This window comes from Frankia sp. EI5c, from assembly GCF_001636565.1.
Classification (GTDB): domain Bacteria; phylum Actinomycetota; class Actinomycetes; order Frankiales; family Frankiaceae; genus Parafrankia.
The window spans coordinates 150,141-169,322 of record NZ_LRTK01000001.1; the positions used below are offsets into that span (position 1 = coordinate 150,141).

General features: G+C 73.9%; 10 protein-coding genes and 2 pseudogenes. 10 read left to right on the forward strand and 2 right to left on the reverse strand.

The window, feature by feature from the left end:
* Nucleotides 1-8 precede the first annotated feature (8 nt).
* Genes UG55_RS00570 through UG55_RS00580 form a run of 3 tightly spaced genes read left to right on the forward strand, consistent with a single transcriptional unit; the run spans nucleotide 9 to nucleotide 6,492 of the window.
* A complete protein-coding gene (locus UG55_RS00570; protein ID WP_066061113.1) occupies nucleotides 9-1,115 on the forward strand; it encodes a hypothetical protein in 1,107 nt (368 codons plus the stop codon).
* Complete coding sequence (locus UG55_RS00575; RefSeq protein WP_242423520.1) at nucleotides 1,112-4,690, forward strand: hypothetical protein; 3,579 nt, start codon at nucleotides 1,112-1,114, stop codon at nucleotides 4,688-4,690. The genes UG55_RS00570 and UG55_RS00575 overlap by 4 nt, the downstream gene beginning before the upstream one ends.
* Nucleotides 4,687-6,492 (forward strand): hypothetical protein, encoded by a 1,806-nt coding sequence (locus UG55_RS00580; RefSeq protein ID WP_066061116.1) that lies wholly within the window; start codon nucleotides 4,687-4,689, stop codon nucleotides 6,490-6,492. Before UG55_RS00575 ends, UG55_RS00580 begins: the two co-directional genes overlap by 4 nt.
* A 48-nt stretch (nucleotides 6,493-6,540) precedes the next feature.
* Here the strand turns inward: UG55_RS00580 and UG55_RS00585 are convergent, their stop codons facing one another.
* On the reverse strand, nucleotides 6,541-8,661 hold the full coding sequence (locus tag UG55_RS00585; RefSeq protein WP_242423521.1) for a hypothetical protein: 2,121 nt from the start codon (nucleotides 8,659-8,661) through the stop codon (nucleotides 6,541-6,543).
* Between the two features lie 1,403 nt (nucleotides 8,662-10,064).
* Here UG55_RS00585 and UG55_RS00595 point away from each other — a divergent pair.
* The 7 genes and pseudogenes from UG55_RS00595 to UG55_RS46505 all read left to right on the forward strand — a co-directional run.
* Nucleotides 10,065-10,829, forward strand: a complete 765-nt coding sequence (locus UG55_RS00595; RefSeq protein WP_128422793.1) for a hypothetical protein — start codon at nucleotides 10,065-10,067, stop codon at nucleotides 10,827-10,829.
* Between the two features lie 82 nt (nucleotides 10,830-10,911).
* Nucleotides 10,912-11,994: protein kinase domain-containing protein (locus tag UG55_RS00600; protein WP_206779333.1), on the forward strand; the 1,083-nt coding region annotated here is incomplete at its 3' end.
* Between the two features lie 313 nt (nucleotides 11,995-12,307).
* On the forward strand, nucleotides 12,308-13,435 hold the full coding sequence (locus UG55_RS00605; protein ID WP_066061127.1) for an ATP-binding protein: 1,128 nt from the start codon (nucleotides 12,308-12,310) through the stop codon (nucleotides 13,433-13,435).
* A 1-nt stretch (nucleotide 13,436) separates the two neighbouring features.
* Nucleotides 13,437-16,100 (forward strand): hypothetical protein, encoded by a 2,664-nt coding sequence (locus UG55_RS00610; protein WP_066061129.1) that lies wholly within the window; start codon nucleotides 13,437-13,439, stop codon nucleotides 16,098-16,100.
* A partial coding sequence (locus UG55_RS29760) for an FtsW/RodA/SpoVE family cell cycle protein (RefSeq protein ID WP_206779334.1) occupies nucleotides 16,097-17,083 on the forward strand: 987 nt, incomplete at its 3' end. The genes UG55_RS00610 and UG55_RS29760, both read left to right, overlap by 4 nt.
* 1 nt (nucleotide 17,084) lies before the next feature.
* A pseudogene (locus UG55_RS46500) lies at nucleotides 17,085-17,308 on the forward strand (FtsW/RodA/SpoVE family cell cycle protein); the annotation flags it as partial.
* Between the two features lies 1 nt (nucleotide 17,309).
* Nucleotides 17,310-19,039: pseudogene (locus UG55_RS46505) on the forward strand (penicillin-binding transpeptidase domain-containing protein); the annotation flags it as partial.
* A gap of 12 nt (nucleotides 19,040-19,051) precedes the next feature.
* Here UG55_RS46505 and UG55_RS45045 read toward each other — a convergent pair.
* Complete coding sequence (locus UG55_RS45045; protein WP_255360391.1) at nucleotides 19,052-19,177, reverse strand: hypothetical protein; 126 nt, start codon at nucleotides 19,175-19,177, stop codon at nucleotides 19,052-19,054.
* Nucleotides 19,178-19,182: the final 5 nt, after the last annotated feature.

Consider the following 19,182-nt stretch of genomic DNA (forward strand, 5'->3'; position numbering starts at 1 on the left):
CGAAGCGGGTGCGCATCGGGCTGTGGGGAGCGGCGAGCAGCGGGAAGACGACCATGATGGCCGTCATCCAGCTCGCGGCCATGCAGCACGCGGCCCGCCAGCCCCGAGGCAGGTCCGTCCAGTGGACCGTCTCCAACGGGGACACCACGACGGAGGTCGCCTACGAGGAGCTGAAGGCCACGCTGCTGCAGACGCACACCTTCCCGAAATCGACCCAGGCCACGACCAAGCTGCGGCTCGACTTCCAGGGCCGGGTGCGGCCGTCCGGGCCGAGGAGCCCGAGACCGATCAACTTCTCGCTGGACTTCCTGGACGTCCCCGGCAGGTTCTTCCGAGACACCGGAGCCGGGGGTGGGGACGCCCGGAACGGCACGCACGGCGACGGCATCGGCATCGGCTTTGGCGACCGGCTGCCCGCCGCCGGTCGCGGCGGCCGCGGCGACGGCGACGACGGCGACGGCGACGACCTGCGGTTCGACGACGACCCCGGCCCGGACACCCCGGCCGGCCCCTCGCCGGGCGCGCGGCTCGCGGCGCAGGCCGAACTCATCGACTACCTGGTCAGCTGCGACGGGATCGTCCTGCTCGTGGATCCGATCCGGGAGCGGGAGGACCGCGACAACCTCGCCTACTTCGATGCCATGATCAACCGGGTGTTCCGGCGGGTCCACGCCGCGGGCGGGACCCAGGGCGGGGCACTGCCGCACCATCTCTCGGTCTGCATCACGAAGTTCGACGACCCGAGGGTCCTCGGGGTGGCGCTGGACGCCGCCCAGCTCGCCGAACTGGCCGCCCGCCCCGGCCCGCCCCGGCTGGACGACAAGGTCGCCAGCCGCTACCTCGAGCAGCTCTGCGCGAGCTCGCCGAGCGCCGCCTACCTGCGCGGCACGATCGACGGGCTCTTCCAGAAGGACCGGGTTCGCTACTACGCGACGTCGTCCATCGGCTTCCACGTCGGCCAGGACGGCAGATTCAGCCCCGCCGACTACGCGAACGTCGTGATGACCGGCGGGCAGGCCCGCGTCCGCGGAATGGTGCGGCCGATGAACGTGCTGGAGCCGATCGTGAGCCTGGTGACCCGGATCACCCAGACGGCGTCGGGGTCGGCGCCGTGACCGGCGCCGTGACCGGCGTCGACCTCGACTGGGCGCTGCTGGGCAAGGAGCGTGGGCAGCGCGACGACTACCAGGTCCTGTGCTCCTCCTCCGCCCGGCTGCGGCCGGCCGCGCTGGAGCGGATCATCCAGCACTTCTCGCCCGGCTCGCCGGCCGGCGAGCGCCCGGGTGAGCTGGACGCGCTGCCCTGGATCACCTTCACCGCGGCCACGTCGGGCGACACCCCCTACGTGGGCGTGGCGATCCGCGAGTGGCCCGCGCAGCCGTCCACGGCGGTCGACGCCACCAACCGGGTCGTCGTCCCCACCCGCTTCTTCTGCCTGCCGCTGGACGACTTCCGCCAGCGGCTGGGAAGCTTCGCGGCGCTGTACGAGACGGTGCGGGACGTGACCGTGAGCGACCTCGAGCAGGTTTACCGGACGCAGGGCGAGCGGCCGCTGCACCTGCCGGTCCCCGACTGGCCCGACCGCCGGGCCGGCACCCCGGCCCGACCGGCCCTGCGGTACCTGCGTGGCGCGATCGCCGCCGCGGGGCTCGCGCTGGACGGCCCGATCACGCTGCACGCCGTCCCCGAGCTGGCCGGCCAACCGGCCCGGATCGCCTTCCTCGACCTGGTCGCCGCGCTGCTGCCGGCGGGCGCCGAGGGTGTCCTCGCCGCCGGCACCTGGGTGGACGTCACGACCAGCCACCGGGTCCGCGTCGCCTTCGGCCAGCAGCTCGGCGGCAGCGGCCGGCAGGTCGACCCCCTGGCCCCGCCGCGGTTCGACCTCGTCGACCCGTCTGGTCCGCCCGCTCTGTCCGGCGGGTCCGGCGCGTCCGGCGGGTCCGGCGCGTCGGGCGGGTCCGGCGCGGCCGGTTCGGCCGACGGGCTCGGGACATCGGCTGGATGGGGCCCGCGCTACGCCGCCCTGCTGACCTACCTGCTCGACGGCGACCAGCCGGCCGACGTCGCCTGGGTGCCCGCCCCCGGGGACCGGGAGCCTGACGGGAGACGGCTGCGCGTGCTGCTGGGCTGGCTCGCGTCGGACACCGTGCCGCGCAGCTTCAGCCGGCCCTGGGAGATCTTCCGGGCTCTCGCCGAGGCCGCCGCGCGGGACCTGGACGGCCGGGTCGCCGCCGGCGAGGCCGGAGTGGAGAGCATCCGGCGCCACCTGGACGCTCTGCCGGGGCTGGCGGACCCGGCCGGCATCCTGGTGCCGCGGCTCATCCCGCACGCCCGGCCAGCCGACCTCGCGCGCGTCGCCCGGCACTGGACCCCGGCGCTGGCCCGGCCGGTGGCCGACCTCGCCGTACAGCTCTGCGTCGCCGGTGGGCGGGAGTACGGCCACCTGGCGCCCCATCTGCAGGGGGCTCCCGCGGCGATGTCCGCCGCGATGGTCAGTGGCCTGCTGACTCCGTGGCCCGGCGACACCTCGCCGCCCGCGGACGCGATCACCCTCGCCACGGACATCATCCGGGAACACGGAGGGCCGGCCGGCCAGGGCGAGGTCTGGGCACCCGTTCGGGACCGGCTGGCCCTCGACCCGGTAGGCACCCTGCAGGTGCTGGTGCAGTATTTCGACACCCGCGGGACGCCCGGACTGCTGGAGCTGGTGGAGTGGCTGGCCGCCGCCGGGAGGCCGCCGAGCGAGGCCGTGCTGCGCCCGTTCAGGGTGCTGCTCGCCGGGCAGGGGCAGGAGGCTGTCGGCTACCCGGATCTGGCCGCGGTCGGCGCCCAGGCCGGGATCGGCGAGCGCGCGCTGCAGACCCTCGCCCGGCTCGCCGCGTGGCAGGGCTGGGCGGCGGCCCTCGTGCCGGCACTCGAGGACTGGCTGCGGGCCGAAGCGGACCAGGCGCCGTTCAGCACTGCCCGCCGCAGGTCCTGGACGCCCATCCTGGACGACCTGTCGCCGAACCGCCGCGCCGAGGAACGGCAGCGGCTGGGGGAACTGATCGGTGAGCCCAGGCCCAGGCGGGGCCTGCTGCGGAGGAGCCCGGGAGCCGCGGCTGGCGACCCGGCCGGTGATCCGGCCGGTGATCCTGCCGGTGATCCCGATGCCGGCCCACCCCGGCCGGCCGCGGGCACCCGGGTGGTGCTCGGAGCGGGCTGGGTGACCCCGGCCCCGGCCCCGCCGCCCGGCTCTGGCGACGGCCGCGGGATCTGGGAGCTCGCCCGGCTGTACACCTCCGCCACCGGTGATGACGGCCTGGTGCTGTTCGGCGACGGCGGCGGGCGGATCGCGGTCTGTGGCCGGACCTGGTGCTGCCACACCGGGTACCAGCGGTTCCTGGAGTCGGGTGCCAGCCTGGCCGACCTGTGCCTCCAGGCCCAGGCCGCGGCGGGAACCCGGCCGAGCCGGCTGCCGCTGGTCACCGCCGACCAGCACCGGATAGCCCAGGATGTCGACGCGTTCGGCTTCGGTCCGGTCGCCGTCGTCGCGGCTGCTCTGCTCGACGGGCCGGTGTCGGTGGTGGGCGCCCCGGCGACGCTGTCCGCGGGGCAGCGCCTCGCCTTCGTCGAGGCGGTGCTGGCGCTGCTGCCGGTCGGCCTGCTGGCCGGGATGACCGTGGCCACCGCGACCGGCGACCCGTCCCCCTTCCGGCTCGCGTTCACGACCCGGGCGGGGACGTCCGGCCGCCGGCCCCGGCTGATCGTGCACTGGGGGGACCTGCCGGAGGCCACCCAGCCCACGACGGGCTACGGCCGGGACTACTTCCGCCGGCTGCTGGCGGCCCGCGCCCTCTTCCGGGACACGGCGGGCCTGGTGCACGCGATGTCGATCTGGCGGGACGCCCTGGACTTCGACCAGGCCGACGACCTGTTCGAGGTCCTGACCGACGCGAACCCGGCATTCCTGTCGCCGCTGACGGCCGGCAGGAGCCTGGAGAAGGCGCGCGGCCGGCGGCAGACCGTGCTCGCCGGCCGGTTCGGCCGGGAGTCCGACGAGGCCGACGCGCTGGCGACCCTGCTCTCCGACGGCACCATGGCCGACCTGCAGGACGCGGTCACGTTCGCCGACCGCCTGGCCGTCTTCGAGCGGCTCGACCCCGCCCTCGCCCGGCTGATCCGCACCGCGGGAAAGGACGCGGCCCGGGTGGCCCGCGTGCACCAGGGAGCGCTGCTGCTGGTGTACCACTCCGGTGGGGGCGACGCCATCCAGGCGGCGCTGCGGGAGCTGCCCGAGGCCGCGGTCGGTCTGATCGTCCAGCTGACCCGGGCGGGCGTGTTCGCGTCGCTGGGCGCCCCCGACAACGGCTGGCTGAGCTGGCTCACCCCGGTGACCGGGCCGTCGCCGGCGCTGCAGGTCTTCCAGACGGCGCTGGCGGGCCCGGACAACGTTGTTCCCGACCTGCGGGTTCTGGTGCCCTTCGGGGACGACGCGCTGCTGGCGGCGCTGCAGATCGTCCGCTACCGGGAGCGGCCGCGGTCGTCGGGGCGGCTCGCCCGCCTGCTGACGCTGCTCCAGGCCGTGCGCCCGGACCTGGTGGCGGCGTTCCTGCGGACCGGGGCCGCGGGCATCGCCGCCGGCTCGGGCACGCCCGGCCTGGCCGGCACCGGCCACGCCGCCGCCGGCCTGACGGGGTCGATCGGATGAGCGCCGCACCGCCCGGCCGCTGGGCCGGTGTCGACCTGGGCACGCAGTTCACCAGGATCGTCCTCCTGGACGCCGCGGCGGAGGGCGTCCCGGGCGACGGCCCGCCCCGGCCGGGCGACATCGGGTCCGCCCCCGTCCGGCCGGGGACGTGGCTGGTCACTGGCCCCGCCGATGCGCGGCGGGATCCGGCGGCGGCCGGGGGGGAGCTTCTCGCGGGGCTTACCGGTGACGCCGGATTCATGATCATGGGGGAGGCGGGTGCGCGGGAGCTGACATCGGTCTCCGGCCTCGCCGTCGCCGTCGCCGGTGACGGTTTCCGCGATGAGGCGGGTACCCGGGTCCGGGCCCGGCTCCGGCAGTCGCTCGCCGACAGGCTGGGACTACCGCCGGGTGCGGTAGCCGTGCACAGCACCGCGGTCTGCGCCGCGGCCGTGCGGGCCGCGCAGCTCGCGGCCACCGGGGATCTCGCCCCCGCCGGCCGCCTCGTCCTCGTCTGCGACATCGGTGCGGACGCCGTCGAGACCGCGCTGATCGAGATCGGTCCCGACCCGGGCGTTGCCGCGCCGGCGGGCGTCGCGACCGTTCGGCTGCTGGAGCGCCGTATCCAGGCCGGCTACGCCGGCCGCCGCCTGGCCGCGGATGCCGTCCGACGCGCCGGCCCCGCCGGCCCCGCCAGCCTGGACGACCCCGACGACCCCGACGACCCCGACTACCTGGCCGATTTCGCCGGTCTGGGTGGTCTGGGCGACGTGGACAATCCTGAGCGGGCCGGCGGCGGCCCGGACGGCGAAGCGGCCACACCCCCGGGCGACGGGACCCGGCTGATCGGCGGGCCGCCGCCGGAAGACAGGACCACGCGGGTCAGCGGTCCGCTGCCCCAGCTGCCGCGGGGTGACCCGGGGCAGCCGAACCTGCGGCCGCAGGGGGACATGTGGTCGGGAGACGACCTGGCTCGGGCAGCTGGTCCGGCTCTGGCCGAGGCGGAGACAGAACTGGTCCTGACGTTCCTGGACGGTGTCCGCGCCAGCCGGGAGCGGGTCGTCACGGTGCTGGCGAACGCTGCCGGGGATCCCCGCTGGCTGGCCGCTGGTGCGCTGGTCTTCGGCTCCGGCCGGCGCCTGACCGCGGGCGAGCTGATGGCCGCCTTCCAGCCGGTGGCCCAGACGCTGCGGGCAGCCGTCGGCGGGCTGTTGCGCCACCGGGACGACCTGCGCCGCCCCTCCTCGCCGCCGGATGCCGTTTCGCCGGATGCCGTGCCCTGGCCTGAGGTGATGATCGTCGGTGGTCTGGGTTTTCTCCCGCTGGTGAAGGCAGCGGTTCGACAGGCCGTCGCCGAGACCTGGCCCGCGGGCCGGCCGAGCGGCGCGGCGGAGGTCGCGGTGCGGCCGGTCGCCGAACCGGAGTACGCCGCTGCCCGGGGGGCCGCGCTGCTCGCCGCGGGGAAGGTCCGTGCTGTGGAGCTCTATCCGCACATGGTGAGCGTGCGCGTTCACCGTGTCCTGGCCGGGCGACTGAGCGCGGGAAACCTACGGGTGATCTCGGCGGGGGGTGTCCCCCGGGAACGGTGTGAGCACGCCGGCAGGCCGGTCACCGTTCACCACGACGGCTCCGCCGGCGGGATGCTGGCCGTGGACGTCAGGGCCGGTGACGGCGCCGACCCGGAGGTGGTGCGCCTCCCGCTGCCGGCCGGGCTGAAACCCGGGAAGTACCACGTCGGGATCCGGGTGGATCGCTCCCGCCTGGGTGCGCTGCTGCTCAGCCCGGCCGACGGCGGGCCGGCCACCGCGCTGCCATTGGGGTAGGAACATGCGCGGAGCGGCCCGGCGGAGGGGACGGGGTGGCGGCGGAACCTACCCCGTGGGTAGCCACACCTCGAGCCAGCGCCTGCCGGCCGGTCGCCGTCTGGCCCGCGGGTTGTCCCGTAGGTACCGGCGGACGGCATCGGTCAGCGCCGTCAGCCCGGGAGGCCGGCGGCGGGCGTCGGTGCCCGCCCGCACCTGGCGCACGAACGGCTCCAGGGCCTGGAGCATCAGGTCCGCCTTCGCCGGGTCCTTCGGCCAGTCGGCGTCGGGGTCCCCGACGGACCGGGCGAGCGTGCTCAGGACCCGGTCGACCCGCCGGTCGACGCCCTGTTCCCGCACCAGGTCGGCGAAGCGGGCCCCCAGCGCGGTCACGTAGTCGGTTTCCATCTGGTGAATCCGGTGCCGCAACGGCCCGCCGGGCGCCTCGCCCATCATCAGCAGGAGCAGGTCGTGGTCAGCGGCCTCGCCGGCGGACTCGAAGCGGAAGGCGCGGATCTCGGCGGCCCACTCCCGCTGGTGGCGTGGCGACAGAGTCGGGCCGACCCGCCACAACCAGGGAAGCAGCAGGCCCACCAGCGCGCGGCTGGTGCCGACGAGCCTGGCGAGCTGGGAGAGCGAGAGCAGATACCTGTCCTGGCCGTCGAGTGCGGCGACGACATCCGGGGCGGGAGAGCCCTCGAGCACACCGCGGAAGAGGTGGGTCCGCTCGGCGAGTTCGGGTGCGCCCTCCAGCCAGCTCAGCCAGCGTCGCGTCGACTCCGCCGCACCGCGGTCGACGTGGCGGCTCCGGGCGTGGGGGGGCCGGGCGTTGTCGGTCTGGACGTCGTCCAGGATGGCCAGGCGCATCAGCTCCAGCACCAGGCTGTCCCCCGGTACCGGGACCTGGGCGACCCGAGCCCGTAGCTCGTCGTCGAACGTCCGCGCTCCGGTGCTGCCGGCGGCTGTGCCTCCGGGCGGTGTGCGCCCCGGGGACGCGGTGGCCGGGGACGGGATGTTGTCCCGGGCGGCCCGCACCAGCCCGGCGGCGTCCTCCACGGCCTGCTCCCAGGCTGCCTCCCGCACCGCGGGCTCGGTGGATTCGGTGCCCGGCCACACCCGTCGCGGGTTGAGCCGCCGGGCGATCAGATCGCCCATCGCGTCCGCGACGCCGCTGCCGGTCAGTTGGAAGAGGCAGAAGTAGGCGTGCTCGGGTGGGCCGACCCGGCGCCGGCCGCTGCGGTACCTGGCCAGGTGGGCGACGAGGTCGGCCGGTGAGCCGGCCAGCTGGTCGCGCAGCCGCAGCAGCAGGTTGTAGTAGTCGGCGGGTGGGCCCAGCAGTTCGGCGGGCTGCTCGTGCGGGTCGCGCCAGCGCATCACCAGATCACCCGGGCGGGGCCGGTCGGTGAAGGCGAGCCGGATGCGGTGCGCGGCGCCGCTGACCGCCCAGGTGCTGGCGGTCAGCCGGGCCCGGTGGCCGTAGGGCAGCAGCGCGGCGACCGCGTCGAGGAACCGCAGCCGTGCCTGTGCGGGCGGCTCGTCGGGCCCGGGGGTCGGGGCGCCGAGGATCGCCACCCGGCCGGCCAGCACGAGCGCCGCGGTCTCGGCGGCCAGCAGGAACAGCCGCTCTCCGCCCCGGGCCAGGTAGTCGCCGATCCCGGCCGGGTCGAGGCGCGACACGGCCACCGGCAGCCCGTCCCGCTCGTTCCCCCCGTCCCCGTCCCCGCCCCCGCCTCCCGCGTCCTCGGTGTCGCGCGGGTCGTCCGCGGTCGTCGCGCGCCGGATCTCCGGGCCGCTGAGGGCGGCGTGCAGGCCCAGGTAGGAGACTGGAGCGGCGGCGAGCGCGCTGAACGGAACGCAGAGCAGGAGCGTCCGGGCGACCCGGCGACCCGAGGCGTCGACCTCGTCCGACCAGGTGCGCTCGGCGATCCCGAACATGGTGTCCGCGCCGTCCCGGCCGCGCGGGGCGTAGCTCACCGTCACCCACGGCAGCGCGCCCGGCAGGTTGGGCCGCTGTGCGGGCGGCGGCGTCCCCGGGGAGTACCGGTGCAGGATCGACTGGTAGGCCGACCTGCTGAAGTAGGCCTCGTTCGAGCGGAGCACGACGTAGTCGGTGTAGCCGCCCCGCTCCTTGCCCATCAGCGCCCAGCCCGCCACCAGAACGTGATCGGCCGGGGTCGGCGGCCGGCTCACGGTGCCGCGGGCTCCGGCGGCTGTGGCTGCGACGGCTGCGGCGGCGGGTTCCGCCGGATCGCGTGCTCCAGCCACAGGAACGGCTCGAGGACGTTGATCGGCCGGATCTCCCCGCGGATTCGCGGATGTCCGTCGTCGCCCTCGGTCACGTTCCGGTAGTCGCTGTGCCGGAACAGGCGGCCCGGGCGCACGTAGAACCCGATGGACGACGTGGCGAAGTAGGACACGCGGGTCGGGTCGAAGTACTGGCGGATGACGCCGAGAACCTGTTCGGCGGTGCCAGCCTCCTGACTCAGGCACAGGCTCTCGAACAGCTCCCGGGCGTAGTCGGCGGGAACTTCGGGCAGCAGCAGGTCGTTCTCGCCGGTGAGCAGGTAGCCGGCCTGGTACGCCTTCCGGTAAACGGCCGGGTCGTCAATCTTGTTAATGCAGATGGCCAGGTAGTGCGGCAGCCTGCCATCCCGGATCCGCCCGGAGTCGTGGGACAGTCGCGCGATCTCGTTGAGGACGCGCGCGAAGTACTGGTAGGAGTTCTTCTCCTGGTACTCGATTACCGGGTCGAACAGGTAGACCAGCCCGTCGNAGTCCGCCAGTTTACGGATGACATCGTCGGCCTCCTCGCCCGAGGTCCGCTGGCCCTCGAAGAGCGGGATCCCCGCGTCCTCGTCGTCGTAATACAGCTCGTTCGGGTCGTCCAGCACCTCGCCCGGATGGTTGAGGAACATGTAACCGCCGACGTCGAGCGTGTTGATCTCGAACATCTGCTGGCCGGTGGCCAGCCGGCGGCGGAACCGCTCGCGCAGCCAGCGGGATATCCCGCGGGGTGGGGGATCGGGCCGGTAGAAGAGCCACGAGAGCGGCTCCGGGCCCATCGTCCCCTCGGGGAACTTCTTGTCCTTGATCAGGATGTCGATGTTGCGGCCCAGGAACTCCGAGGACGCCTGGTCGGCTCCGACGACCATCCAGCCGCTGCCCGCGGACTGCTGGCCGGCGGCGATCTGCAGTGCGGCCAACAGGGTCGTCTTGCCGCTCTGGGTGGCTCCCCACAGCCCGATCCGCCGCCGGGACGATGCCGCCGGGTCTGCCTGAACCGGCAGGTCCGGCGGGTCGGGCAGAGCGTCAGCCGTCACGGCCGGACCTCGCGCGCCCTTTGCTGGTCATACTCGTTATCCCCCCGCACCGCCCCCGACCGGGTCACCGACTGCGGTGAAACCGCCGGCGGTTCGGCAAACCTACCACCGCCGCCATCGCCACCGGCGGGGTTGAAGCTCAACCGTCCGGTCCCCGACAGCTATCTGACGGCTGGTCGGGCACTCCCTCGGGCGGTTGCTGTGCCGTATGCTGACAATGAACTGTTCGTGTCGTTGGGGGGCGGCCGTGTATTCATCTGGTGACAGGCGAGGGTGAGCGCCGAGGCGCAATGGAGGCGTCGGCGGGAATGGGTAAGCCACCTGCTTGCCGGCGCCGCGGGCCAGCGTTCATCCGACCTGCTGGACCAGCTCGCGATGCAGACGTATGACGTGAGTCTGCGGGCGACGTACGACCGCGGTCTCGTCGCGCCGGGGTCGGTGCTGGCGCGGGTCAATCCGGATGATCACCGGCAGATCACGGAGACGCTGCGGGCCCGCCGGGTCCGGCTGGGCCGGGCCGTCCAGGAGACGCTGACGGCGATCCTGGAACGGGAAGGCCGGGCGCCGGTCCGGTTCCACGACCGTTTCACCGTGAAGCTGGAAAGCGGCACCGACGTCCGGCCGGGTCGCCCGCAGTGCCGGTCGCTGGTGTCGGTCGACCTGGGGCTGCAGGCGTACATCGCCAACCCGCTGGACCGCAGCCGGCCCCGGGCGCTCGGCCCGGCCACCGACATCAACCAGGAACTGGTGTTACTCGTCTCCGGTCGGCGGGACCAGCACATCTCGACGCGCAGACATGCCGCGGTGCGCGTCGATCCGCACGGTCGGCTCACGCTCATGCCCTCGTCGAACCCGCGCCACGAGGTGGTCGTCGGCGAGACGCCACTGACCGAGAAACTCGTGCTGGATCCGCACGGCTGGGGCTACCCGCTGAAGGTCGGGCACACCTGGCTGGATCTCTACTGGGAGCCGGGCTGGTTCGTGCTCGACGAGGTGCTCGGGCAGACGTCGGCAGCGCAGACCAGGGGGCACTGGTGAACGAATATGATCATGCAGATGATTTTGCTGGTGCTCCTGCTCGGGAATGTCACGAGCCTCGCCTGGTGGGTGGTGCACCGGCATGAGTGAGCACGACGTGCCCAGATACTCCACGTCCGAGAACGACGCTCCGGACTACGGCACCCTCGACTACGGCACCCTCGACTACGGCACCCTCGGCTACGACACGCCCGGCTACGACACGCCCGAGCACGAGAGGCCCGAGGACGGCATGCCGGCCCATGGCATGCCCGAGAACAACGAGAGTGTCACCGGTGAGACCCCGGAAGGCCGTCAGGAGACCTGGTGGGTGCGGTTCCGGCCCGCCAACGAGGTCAGCGGCCCGCCATACCAGGTGCGGCGCGGCACGCTGACCGGCCCGGACGGCCGGCGGCACGCCGTCGCCCGCAAACGGGTGTCCCCGCCGGACGGGCGGGTGGCGGAGGAACTCCGCGGGGAGATCGAAATTCTCCTCACTCTCTGGCACGCCATGCGGCGGGACGGCCCGAGCCCCGACCGGTACCACCCCTACCCGTACCCGGCCGAACTGGTCCGTCTGATCTGCTACGGCGAAGGTGACACTCCCTTCCTCCTGACCACGTCGCTGCCCGGGGGCGAGACGCTGGCCCAGCGGCTGCGGAGCGGGGAATGGCTGGGCCGGGAGGAAGGGCGCCGCTTCGCGGCCAGCCTCCTCATGGGTCTGTACTGGCTGCACACCGCCGGAATCGTGCACCGGGACCTGACCCCCGAGAACATTCTCTGGGACGGTCAGACCGCCCTCATCCTCGATTTCAGCCACGCCTGCTGGGCGGGGGAACGCCGACTGCATGTCGACACGCCGCCGTGGAGTGCCCTTGATCCGCCGCGCGACGACCTCTACGCCGACCACACCGAAGACGTCTCCCGGGCCTGCCTGATCATCCTGCACCTCGCCACCGGCCAGCCGCCGGAGGCCCTGGCCGGGCTGTTGGACGGCGTCCGCGGGAGCCGGAGCCGAGACGACCAGTTCGCCCCCGGGCAGCCGTTTCCGACAGACCATTCCAGTCCGGGCCACTCCGGTTCGGGGCAGTTCGGTTCGGGCCCGGCCGAGACCGAGCGCCCCATCGTGACGGATTGGTTTGACGGCCACTTCTTCTCCGGGGTCTTCCGGCCCAACTCCCGGGTGNCCGCGGGCGAGATGCTCCGCCGGCTGGGCCTGACCCAGCCCGCGCATCGGACCCGGCACGACCCCGCGGGGATGGTGGCCGGGCTCGAGCAGTTCAGAGCGCTGCGGGACGACAAGGAGCGACGCCGCACCGGACGGGACATCCCGTCACAGCCGCGGCCCGGCACCGCACCGCAGCCGATGCCGCGGCCGGCACCCAGGACGGACCAGTGGGCCCGGTACGCGGTCCCGTTGATCGCGGCCCTGGTGCTCGTGGTCGTGGTCATGGTCGGTCTGCGCGGGCTGTAGCGGTAACGGGAAGCGGGGGAGAGCCGTGTCCGAGGTGCGATGCCCGATCTGCCTGTACGTCTTCGAGGAGTGGCCGGACGCCTACGAGGGTGAGTTCCACGAGTACAACGTCGAGGAGCAGAAGTACGAGCCCGTCGACGAGAACCTCCTCCGGCGTTTCCGGGAGGACGACCAGGACCCGCAGCGGCGGCGGTTCCAGGCCTGGCTGGCGACCAAGTACGTGAAATGCCCCAACCCGTACAAGGACCAGCCGCACTACCTGTTCTATCCCTACGGCTGGTACGGCGAGCCGTTCATGATCGGGATGGTCGGCGCGACAGGGGTGGGGAAGAGCCATCTGCTGGCGGCGATGATCGGCCAGCTCGTGAACCAGCGCGGCCTCGACGATCTCGGCCTGTCGGTGACGGTGGCGGACCCGCGCCGGCACCAGGACTACGTGACCAGGCAGGTCGACCCGCTGCTGGTCGACTCGAAGGTGCTGGAGGCCACCCAGACGCCGGACCAGCCGGTGGAGTTCGTCGACGCCGTGATCGTCAGTAATCTGCGGACCAGGCGTGATCACCTCGTCACTTTCTATGACATCGGCGGCGAGAGTTTCACCCGCAACAAGCGCTCGGCCGACTTCGTGAACGCCGCCGGAGCCCTCATCTTCGTCGTCGACCCGCACCACAGCGGTCTGGTGGGCGACCGGCAGAAGCTTGAGGACGAGGCGTTCAACGCGGTCCTCAGCCAGCTCAAGATCGTCGGCCGTAAGGATCTCGACACCGGCCTGTACGACGTCAACGCGGCGGTCGTGGTGAACAAGGCCGACGTCCTGCGGTTCCAGCCGCCGGTCCAGGACTGGTACCGCAAGGAGCGCCTGCGGGAGTGGGTGAACCTCGACGACATCCACGACGAGAGCTCCTTCGTGTACGCCCTCCTGTACAGCCGGGACGCGACAGCCTGGCTCGCGCCGGTGCGCGAATGCCAGCGGGCGACTCTGCACTTCGCCTCGGCGACCGGAGCGGAGAAGGCCCTCGACGGGTCCGGCTCGTTCCGCCGCCGGGTTCAGCCCAACCGGGTGCTGGAGGTGCTGGTGGCGGTCTTCGCGATGGGCGGCATCATCGATTCCGAAGCCTTCGTCGCCCGGCGGACCGGATCGGTGGGCGTCTGACATGGGCAGCGGCCCCGACGCCGCCGCGGACCAGAACGATCTGATCGATCAGATCGTCTTCCACTGGGTGCCGGGGCAGCAGTCGCCACTCGGCCTGGAGGGCATCGGTCCAGCGGCGACGTCGCTCTCCGACCTGCGCCGGCTCTCCGTCTGGAGCGACCGGCTGCTCGGCACCATCCTGGCCGGAACCCTGCCGTCCGGTGCTGCCCAGAGCGGTCCGGCGCGGCCACAGATCTCGGACGGGTCACTGTGCTACCTGCGGTGCGGCCCGGCCGGCGCGGAGGCGGCCGTCATCCGCAAGGTTGCCGCGCGCGACCCGCTGGGCCGCTCGTCGGTTCTCGCCCATGCCCTGGTCGGCCCGGCGGCGCAGCTGTCGCCGGTGTGGGCGCTCGCGCTGCGAGCCTGGCCGGGCTGGTTCGGCGGCCGATGGTCCGGCGGGTCCGGGCCGGCCGGCGAGCAGGTCGACGCACCCGCCGTCAGCCGTCCACTGGTGCCGGCGGAGCTGATCACCGCGGAGGTCAGGGCGTCCTACCGGGAGCTCGGCCAGGCTGCGGCCGGGCTCGGTGAACCGCTGGTCCACCTGGTGGCCGCGCTCCTCGGCGACCCGACCCGCCAGGTCAGCATCGTCGGTTATCAGGGGCGGCCCGAACCGCTGATGTTCGGCCTCATCGTGGTGCTCGCCGACCTGCTGCGCCAGGTGCCCGACCAGGACTGGTCGTTCTCCACCGGCGAGACGGCGGAGCAGCAGTCCTCGCTTCGCCACATCTTCCTGGCCCGCACCGGCCAGTCCGGGTTCGAGCTGAACCGCCTGCGCGTGCGCTATCCGCCCAGGCGGCCCCCCGAGGAGTCCGGCGCCGCCGGGGAGATCGCGGCCGAGCTGGTGGCGGCCTATCAGGACGGCGGGCGCGCCGAGGTGGCCCGCAGGCTCGCCGGGCCGCTTCCGGGCTCGCTGGCGGACGTCGCCTCGTGGGTCGCCCGTGCCGCCGGCGCGCCCGAGGCGACCTCGCCCGCGCTCGCTGCGCTGCGCCGCGTGCTGCAGGGGCGGGGCGGCGAGCGTGACCGGGCGGAGCTCGAGCAGCCGGAGGCCGTGGGCGCCCTGTGCGCGGAGCTGCGGAGCCTCGACACGGCCGGGTTCCGGTGGGTGCGGGCCGGGTGGAAGCCGGGGATGACCTCCCTGCTGCCGGCGTCCGCCCAGCGCGTGCGCCTGATCCTCGGCGAGCGAGTCGTCGAGGCCGTTCTCGACAGGTCGCTCGCCGCGGCGGCGAACGGTGCCGCCGTTCCAGACGATGCCGCTGTTCGGGACGGTGTCGCCGTGCGTGATCATTTCGTCGCGGGTGATCGGATCACCGGGGGTGACGGCGGCACCGCGGACGACGGCGGTCTCGACAGGAGCGTGGAGGTCGCGATCCGGCAGGCCGTGAACGAATGCGGCCTCGGGCCGGCCGAGGTGCGGGCGGCCGTGGAAACCTGGTGGGACCGGCTCGAGGCCGACCAGCAGTACGCCGCCGGCCAGCAGTACGCCGTCGACCAGCAGAACGCCGCCGGACGGCTGCGCGCCGCGCGGACCGCCGTCGAGATCTGGGCCGACGCGGGCCGGTCGGAACGGGACGGCCCGCGGGCCGGGGGCCGTCCGACGGCTTCGCGGCTGGACTCGGCACAGCGACGGGAGTTCGCGGCGGCGCTGGGGCGTCTGCTCGCCGGGGTGCCGGTGGACCACATCGCCCAGCGATTCCCCGCGGGCACGGACGACCCCACCCACCCGATCATCCTCGCGGTCATGCTGCACGTGCTCGAGAACCGGTTCCTGCAGTCCGGCCGAAGCGGTCGGAGCGCGGCCGAGCACGGGCCGGAGGCCATCAGACGGCGTGGCCGCATCCGCCGTCACCTCACCGGCGACCGGCTCGATCCGCTGTGGGCGGAGCCCGGGACGCTGCTCGATCCCGCCCCGGAGCGTCGGCTGGTGGTTGATCTGCTGTTCCGGCCCGATCTCGTGGACCCGCGGGTTGCCTCGGATCGCCAGTTCGCCGACGAGCTGCGCAGACTCCTCCGCCAGGGCATCCCGCCGGGCCTGATCTCCGACCTCCTGGACGCCGCGCGGGAGACGGCCTCGGCGCGGGCCGAACAGGTCCTCGTCGACCATGTCGTCGATCTGTGGCGTGAGTCGATCGACCGCCCCGCGCTCCCGCCCCGCCGGAAGAACAGACAGGCCGTCCCGGCCAGGGCGCCGCGGGCCGCACTGCCAGCCGCGACGCCCGCGCCCGGGATGAGCACAGCGCCGCCCGCCCCCGCGGCCGGCAGCCACGCCGGTGCCCACCAGGACCCCTGGCGCGAGGGCGGGCACGCGCCCGGTCCGTACCCGGGAGCAGTGCCCCCGGCGGCCGCGCCGGTGGCCGGGGCCGGGGCGGGTCCAGTCGGCCACGGGAGCCCGGTACCGCACGGCAGCCCGGGACGGCGTGACAACTCGCCGTACGCGGACAGCCTGGGCCACAACGGCTACGGTTCGCTCGACGAGGACGACGACGACCTGACCGCTGGCCGGGAGGGCGGCAGTCCCCTGGACCGGGCAGCGTCCGGGGACTGGATCGTCACGGTCGCGCTGATAGCGGGGCTGTTGGGCGCGGCGGCCGTGATCATGTGGCTCCTCGCTCAGTACCTTCTGCCGTGACGGCCACCGCCGCCGGTCGCTCCGGTCGGGCGGGCGGGATGCGGTCGGCAGGCTCGCCGATACTGCCGGGCACCGCGGGGCCGGGCGCGCTCCTCGCCGGGCTGGTCTTCGCCCTGTGGTGGCACCGGCCGGCGATGGTCGACCCGATGCCGGCCATCATCACCATCGGTGCGCACACGGCTACGACGGCGCTGTTGCTCCGCGGTGCCCGTCGCGTTGGTGATCCGGCCCTCGCCCCGCTCGTCATCACCGTCCAGGTGCTCGCGGCGATCGGCTTCGTGCTGCGGATGCGGGTCGGCGTCGGGTCGTTGGGCTCCCTGGCCGCCTACCTGACCGCCGTTGTCGCCGGGGTCGTGCTGTTCTCCCTGGGGCGGGCGCTCGCGGCGGCCGACCGGCTGCCGGAGGGGACGGTCCGCAACCGGCGGATCCAGCGCACGAACATGGTGCTGCTCACTCTGACGGTCGGTTCCTGTGCGCTGGCGCTGGCCAGCCCGGTCGACCGAGGCGCCCAGATCGGCCTCTCCCTGGGCCCGCTGCACATACAGCCCACCGAGGTCTTCCGGTTCTGTCTCCTGGGCTGGATCGCCTTCCGGCTGAGGGCGCCCGCGGACGTCCCCCGCCTGTGGGGCGCCCACCGGCCGTCCGGGGCTGGCTGGATGCTGGCCGAGTACGCCCTGGTGCCGGCCGTTCTGGCCACCCTGATCTTCGTGAAGCTCAGTGATCTCGGGCCCGCGGTGGTGCTTTTCATCGGCATCGTCGGCGTCGTCGTCCACCTCACCGGCCGCTGGCGTTACGCCGTCCAGGCGACCATCGGGTTCCTGGTGCTGGCCGTGCTGGCGACGGCCGTCCACCTCGGGGTGCTGGGGGAGCGGCTCGCGCTGTGGGAGGACCCCTTCTACAAGGGCGCTCACGGTGCGGGCGCGACACTCCACCAACCCGGGATGGCACTGCTCGCCTACGCGCGCGGCGGGATGCTCGGGGCCNGGCCGGGCCTCGGCAGAGTTGACAGCATCGGGCTGGAGCGGCGCAACGACTTCATCCTGGCGGTGCTCGGCGAGGAGTTCGGCCTCATCGGCACCCTGCTGACCGGTGCGCTCTACGTCCTGCTGCTCAGCCAGCTGTTCGGGCTCGCCCGGCGGGTCGAGCGGGAGTCCTGGCTGCGCGCCTGGCTGGTGGGGCTCTCCGTCATGCTGGCGGCCAACATCGCCNGGCCGGCGCTGGCGACGACCGGGGTACTGCCGATCTCCGGCATCACGACCCCGCTGCTCTCGGCCGGGGGCACCTCCATGCTGGTGGTGCTCGGCATTGTCGGCCTCGCGGCGGGCTGCGCCGAGCCGCGACCAGGCGCCGCCTCCGGTCCTGCCTCCGGTCCTGCCTCCGGTCCCGCCGCCTCGGCCGGTCCCGCGGGCCCCGCAGGTCCTGGCGCCCCCGTCTCGTCACCCGCCGGCCGTCGGCCGGCGCGGTCCCGGCGGGCACCGGCGCTCGCCGGGCTGCTGGTCCTGGTCGCCGCTTTCTCCCTGCTGCACGCACAGCTCCTGGCCGCCGCGCCCCGCCTGGATCGGCACGACCCGGGCGGCGGGATCGTCCGGACGGAGCGGGCGACCTTCGACCGGGGCCGGGTCCTCACCGCCGACGGCCAGGTGCTCGCCGCCACCGACTGGTCCGGCCCGCGTCCGGCCCGCCAACGGCCGGCCGCGGACCCGCCCGTCGGCGAGTTCCGGCCGTCCGTGGGAAGCACCAGTGCCAGCGGACTGGAATACGCCTGGTCGATGCAGCTCGAATGCGGCTCCCCGCCGGGGGAGGCCCGGCCCGGCCTGCACGGTGCGCTGGGCCGGCGATGCCAGCCCGCCGACCTGCGGACCTCGTATGACGCCAGAATCCAGGAGGCGGCGGTCAGCGCCCTGCGGGAGGCGAAGGCGGCCGCCCCGGGCGCCCTCGGCGCCGTGGTCGCCCTGGACCCGCGCACCGGTGGAGTACTGGCCATCGCCGACGACGACGATCTCGCGACGTCCCCCGGAACTCCCGTCCAGCCGGGCTCGGTGTTCAAAATGGTCACGACCGCCGCGATAGATCCAGCCAGGCTGGGTGGATATCAGCTGGCCCCGCATTCCGGCCTGCCGTTGCCGGACGGCAGATCGTTGCGGAACTTCGGCCACGGCACCTGCCCAGCCACCCCGATGACCGGCGTCCCGGCCCTGGTGGACGCGTTACGCGAGTCCTGCAACACCGCATTCGCCCTGGTCGGCAGGGACCTCGGCGCGGAGCGCATCGCCGCCGCGGCCGCCGCGCTCGGGTTCAGGGCACCCGGCCTCCCGCCGGCCGGCAGATCCGCCTGTGCGGCTGTCGGGCTGACGCCCCGCGGCGAGCACTTCTGCGATCTGGACGGTCTGCCGCTCGCCCTCTCCTCCATCGGGTCCCATACCGCGGACGGCCGGCCCTGCCTGGTGGAGCAGCTGGCCCTCGGCCAGGCCTGCGTCTCCGCCACGCCGCTGCAGATGGCGCTGGTCGGCGCGGCCGTGGCCGACGGCGGCGAACTGCCTCCGCCGCACATCGTCACCCAGGTCGAGCGGGGTGGCGCCGTGCTCTGGCGGGCTCCGGCGGGCCGGCCCCGGCCGATCATGCCGCCGGCGAACGCCGCCGTGATCAGGGACGGGATGGTCGCGGCCGTCCAGGCGGGGACGGCGACCAGAGCCGCCGTTCCCTGTGCCCAGGTGGCGGCGAAGACGGGGACCCCGGAGGTCGGCGCCGACCCGGCCAACCTGGACAACGACGCCTGGACGGTGGCGTTCGCCCCGGCGCTGGACCCGGCGGTCGTGGTGGCGGTCTATCTCCGGGCGCCTCCCGGCGGCGACCTCACCGGCGGCGGGAACGCGGCCCCGCCGGCCGCCACGGTCCTGCGGACCGCGCTGGTCGCCCTGGGGGCAGCCGACCACTGCTGACGCGCGGACCGCTCACTGGTAGCCGCGGATCTCCCGGAACACCTCGGGCAGGGAGGACGACCGCGCGTCGAACATCGCGCCTCCGGTCCAGTCCGCGATGGTTCGCATGTCCCCGACCCGGGCGTCGCCGAAGACCACGGTGA

Coding starts and splice junctions, on each gene's coding strand:
- UG55_RS00610 (WP_066061129.1), top strand. CDS start 13,437: ATGGGCAGCGGCCCCGACGCCGCCGCGGACCAGAACGATCTGATCGAT.
- UG55_RS00580 (WP_066061116.1), top strand. CDS start 4,687: ATGAGCGCCGCACCGCCCGGCCGCTGGGCCGGTGTCGACCTGGGCACG.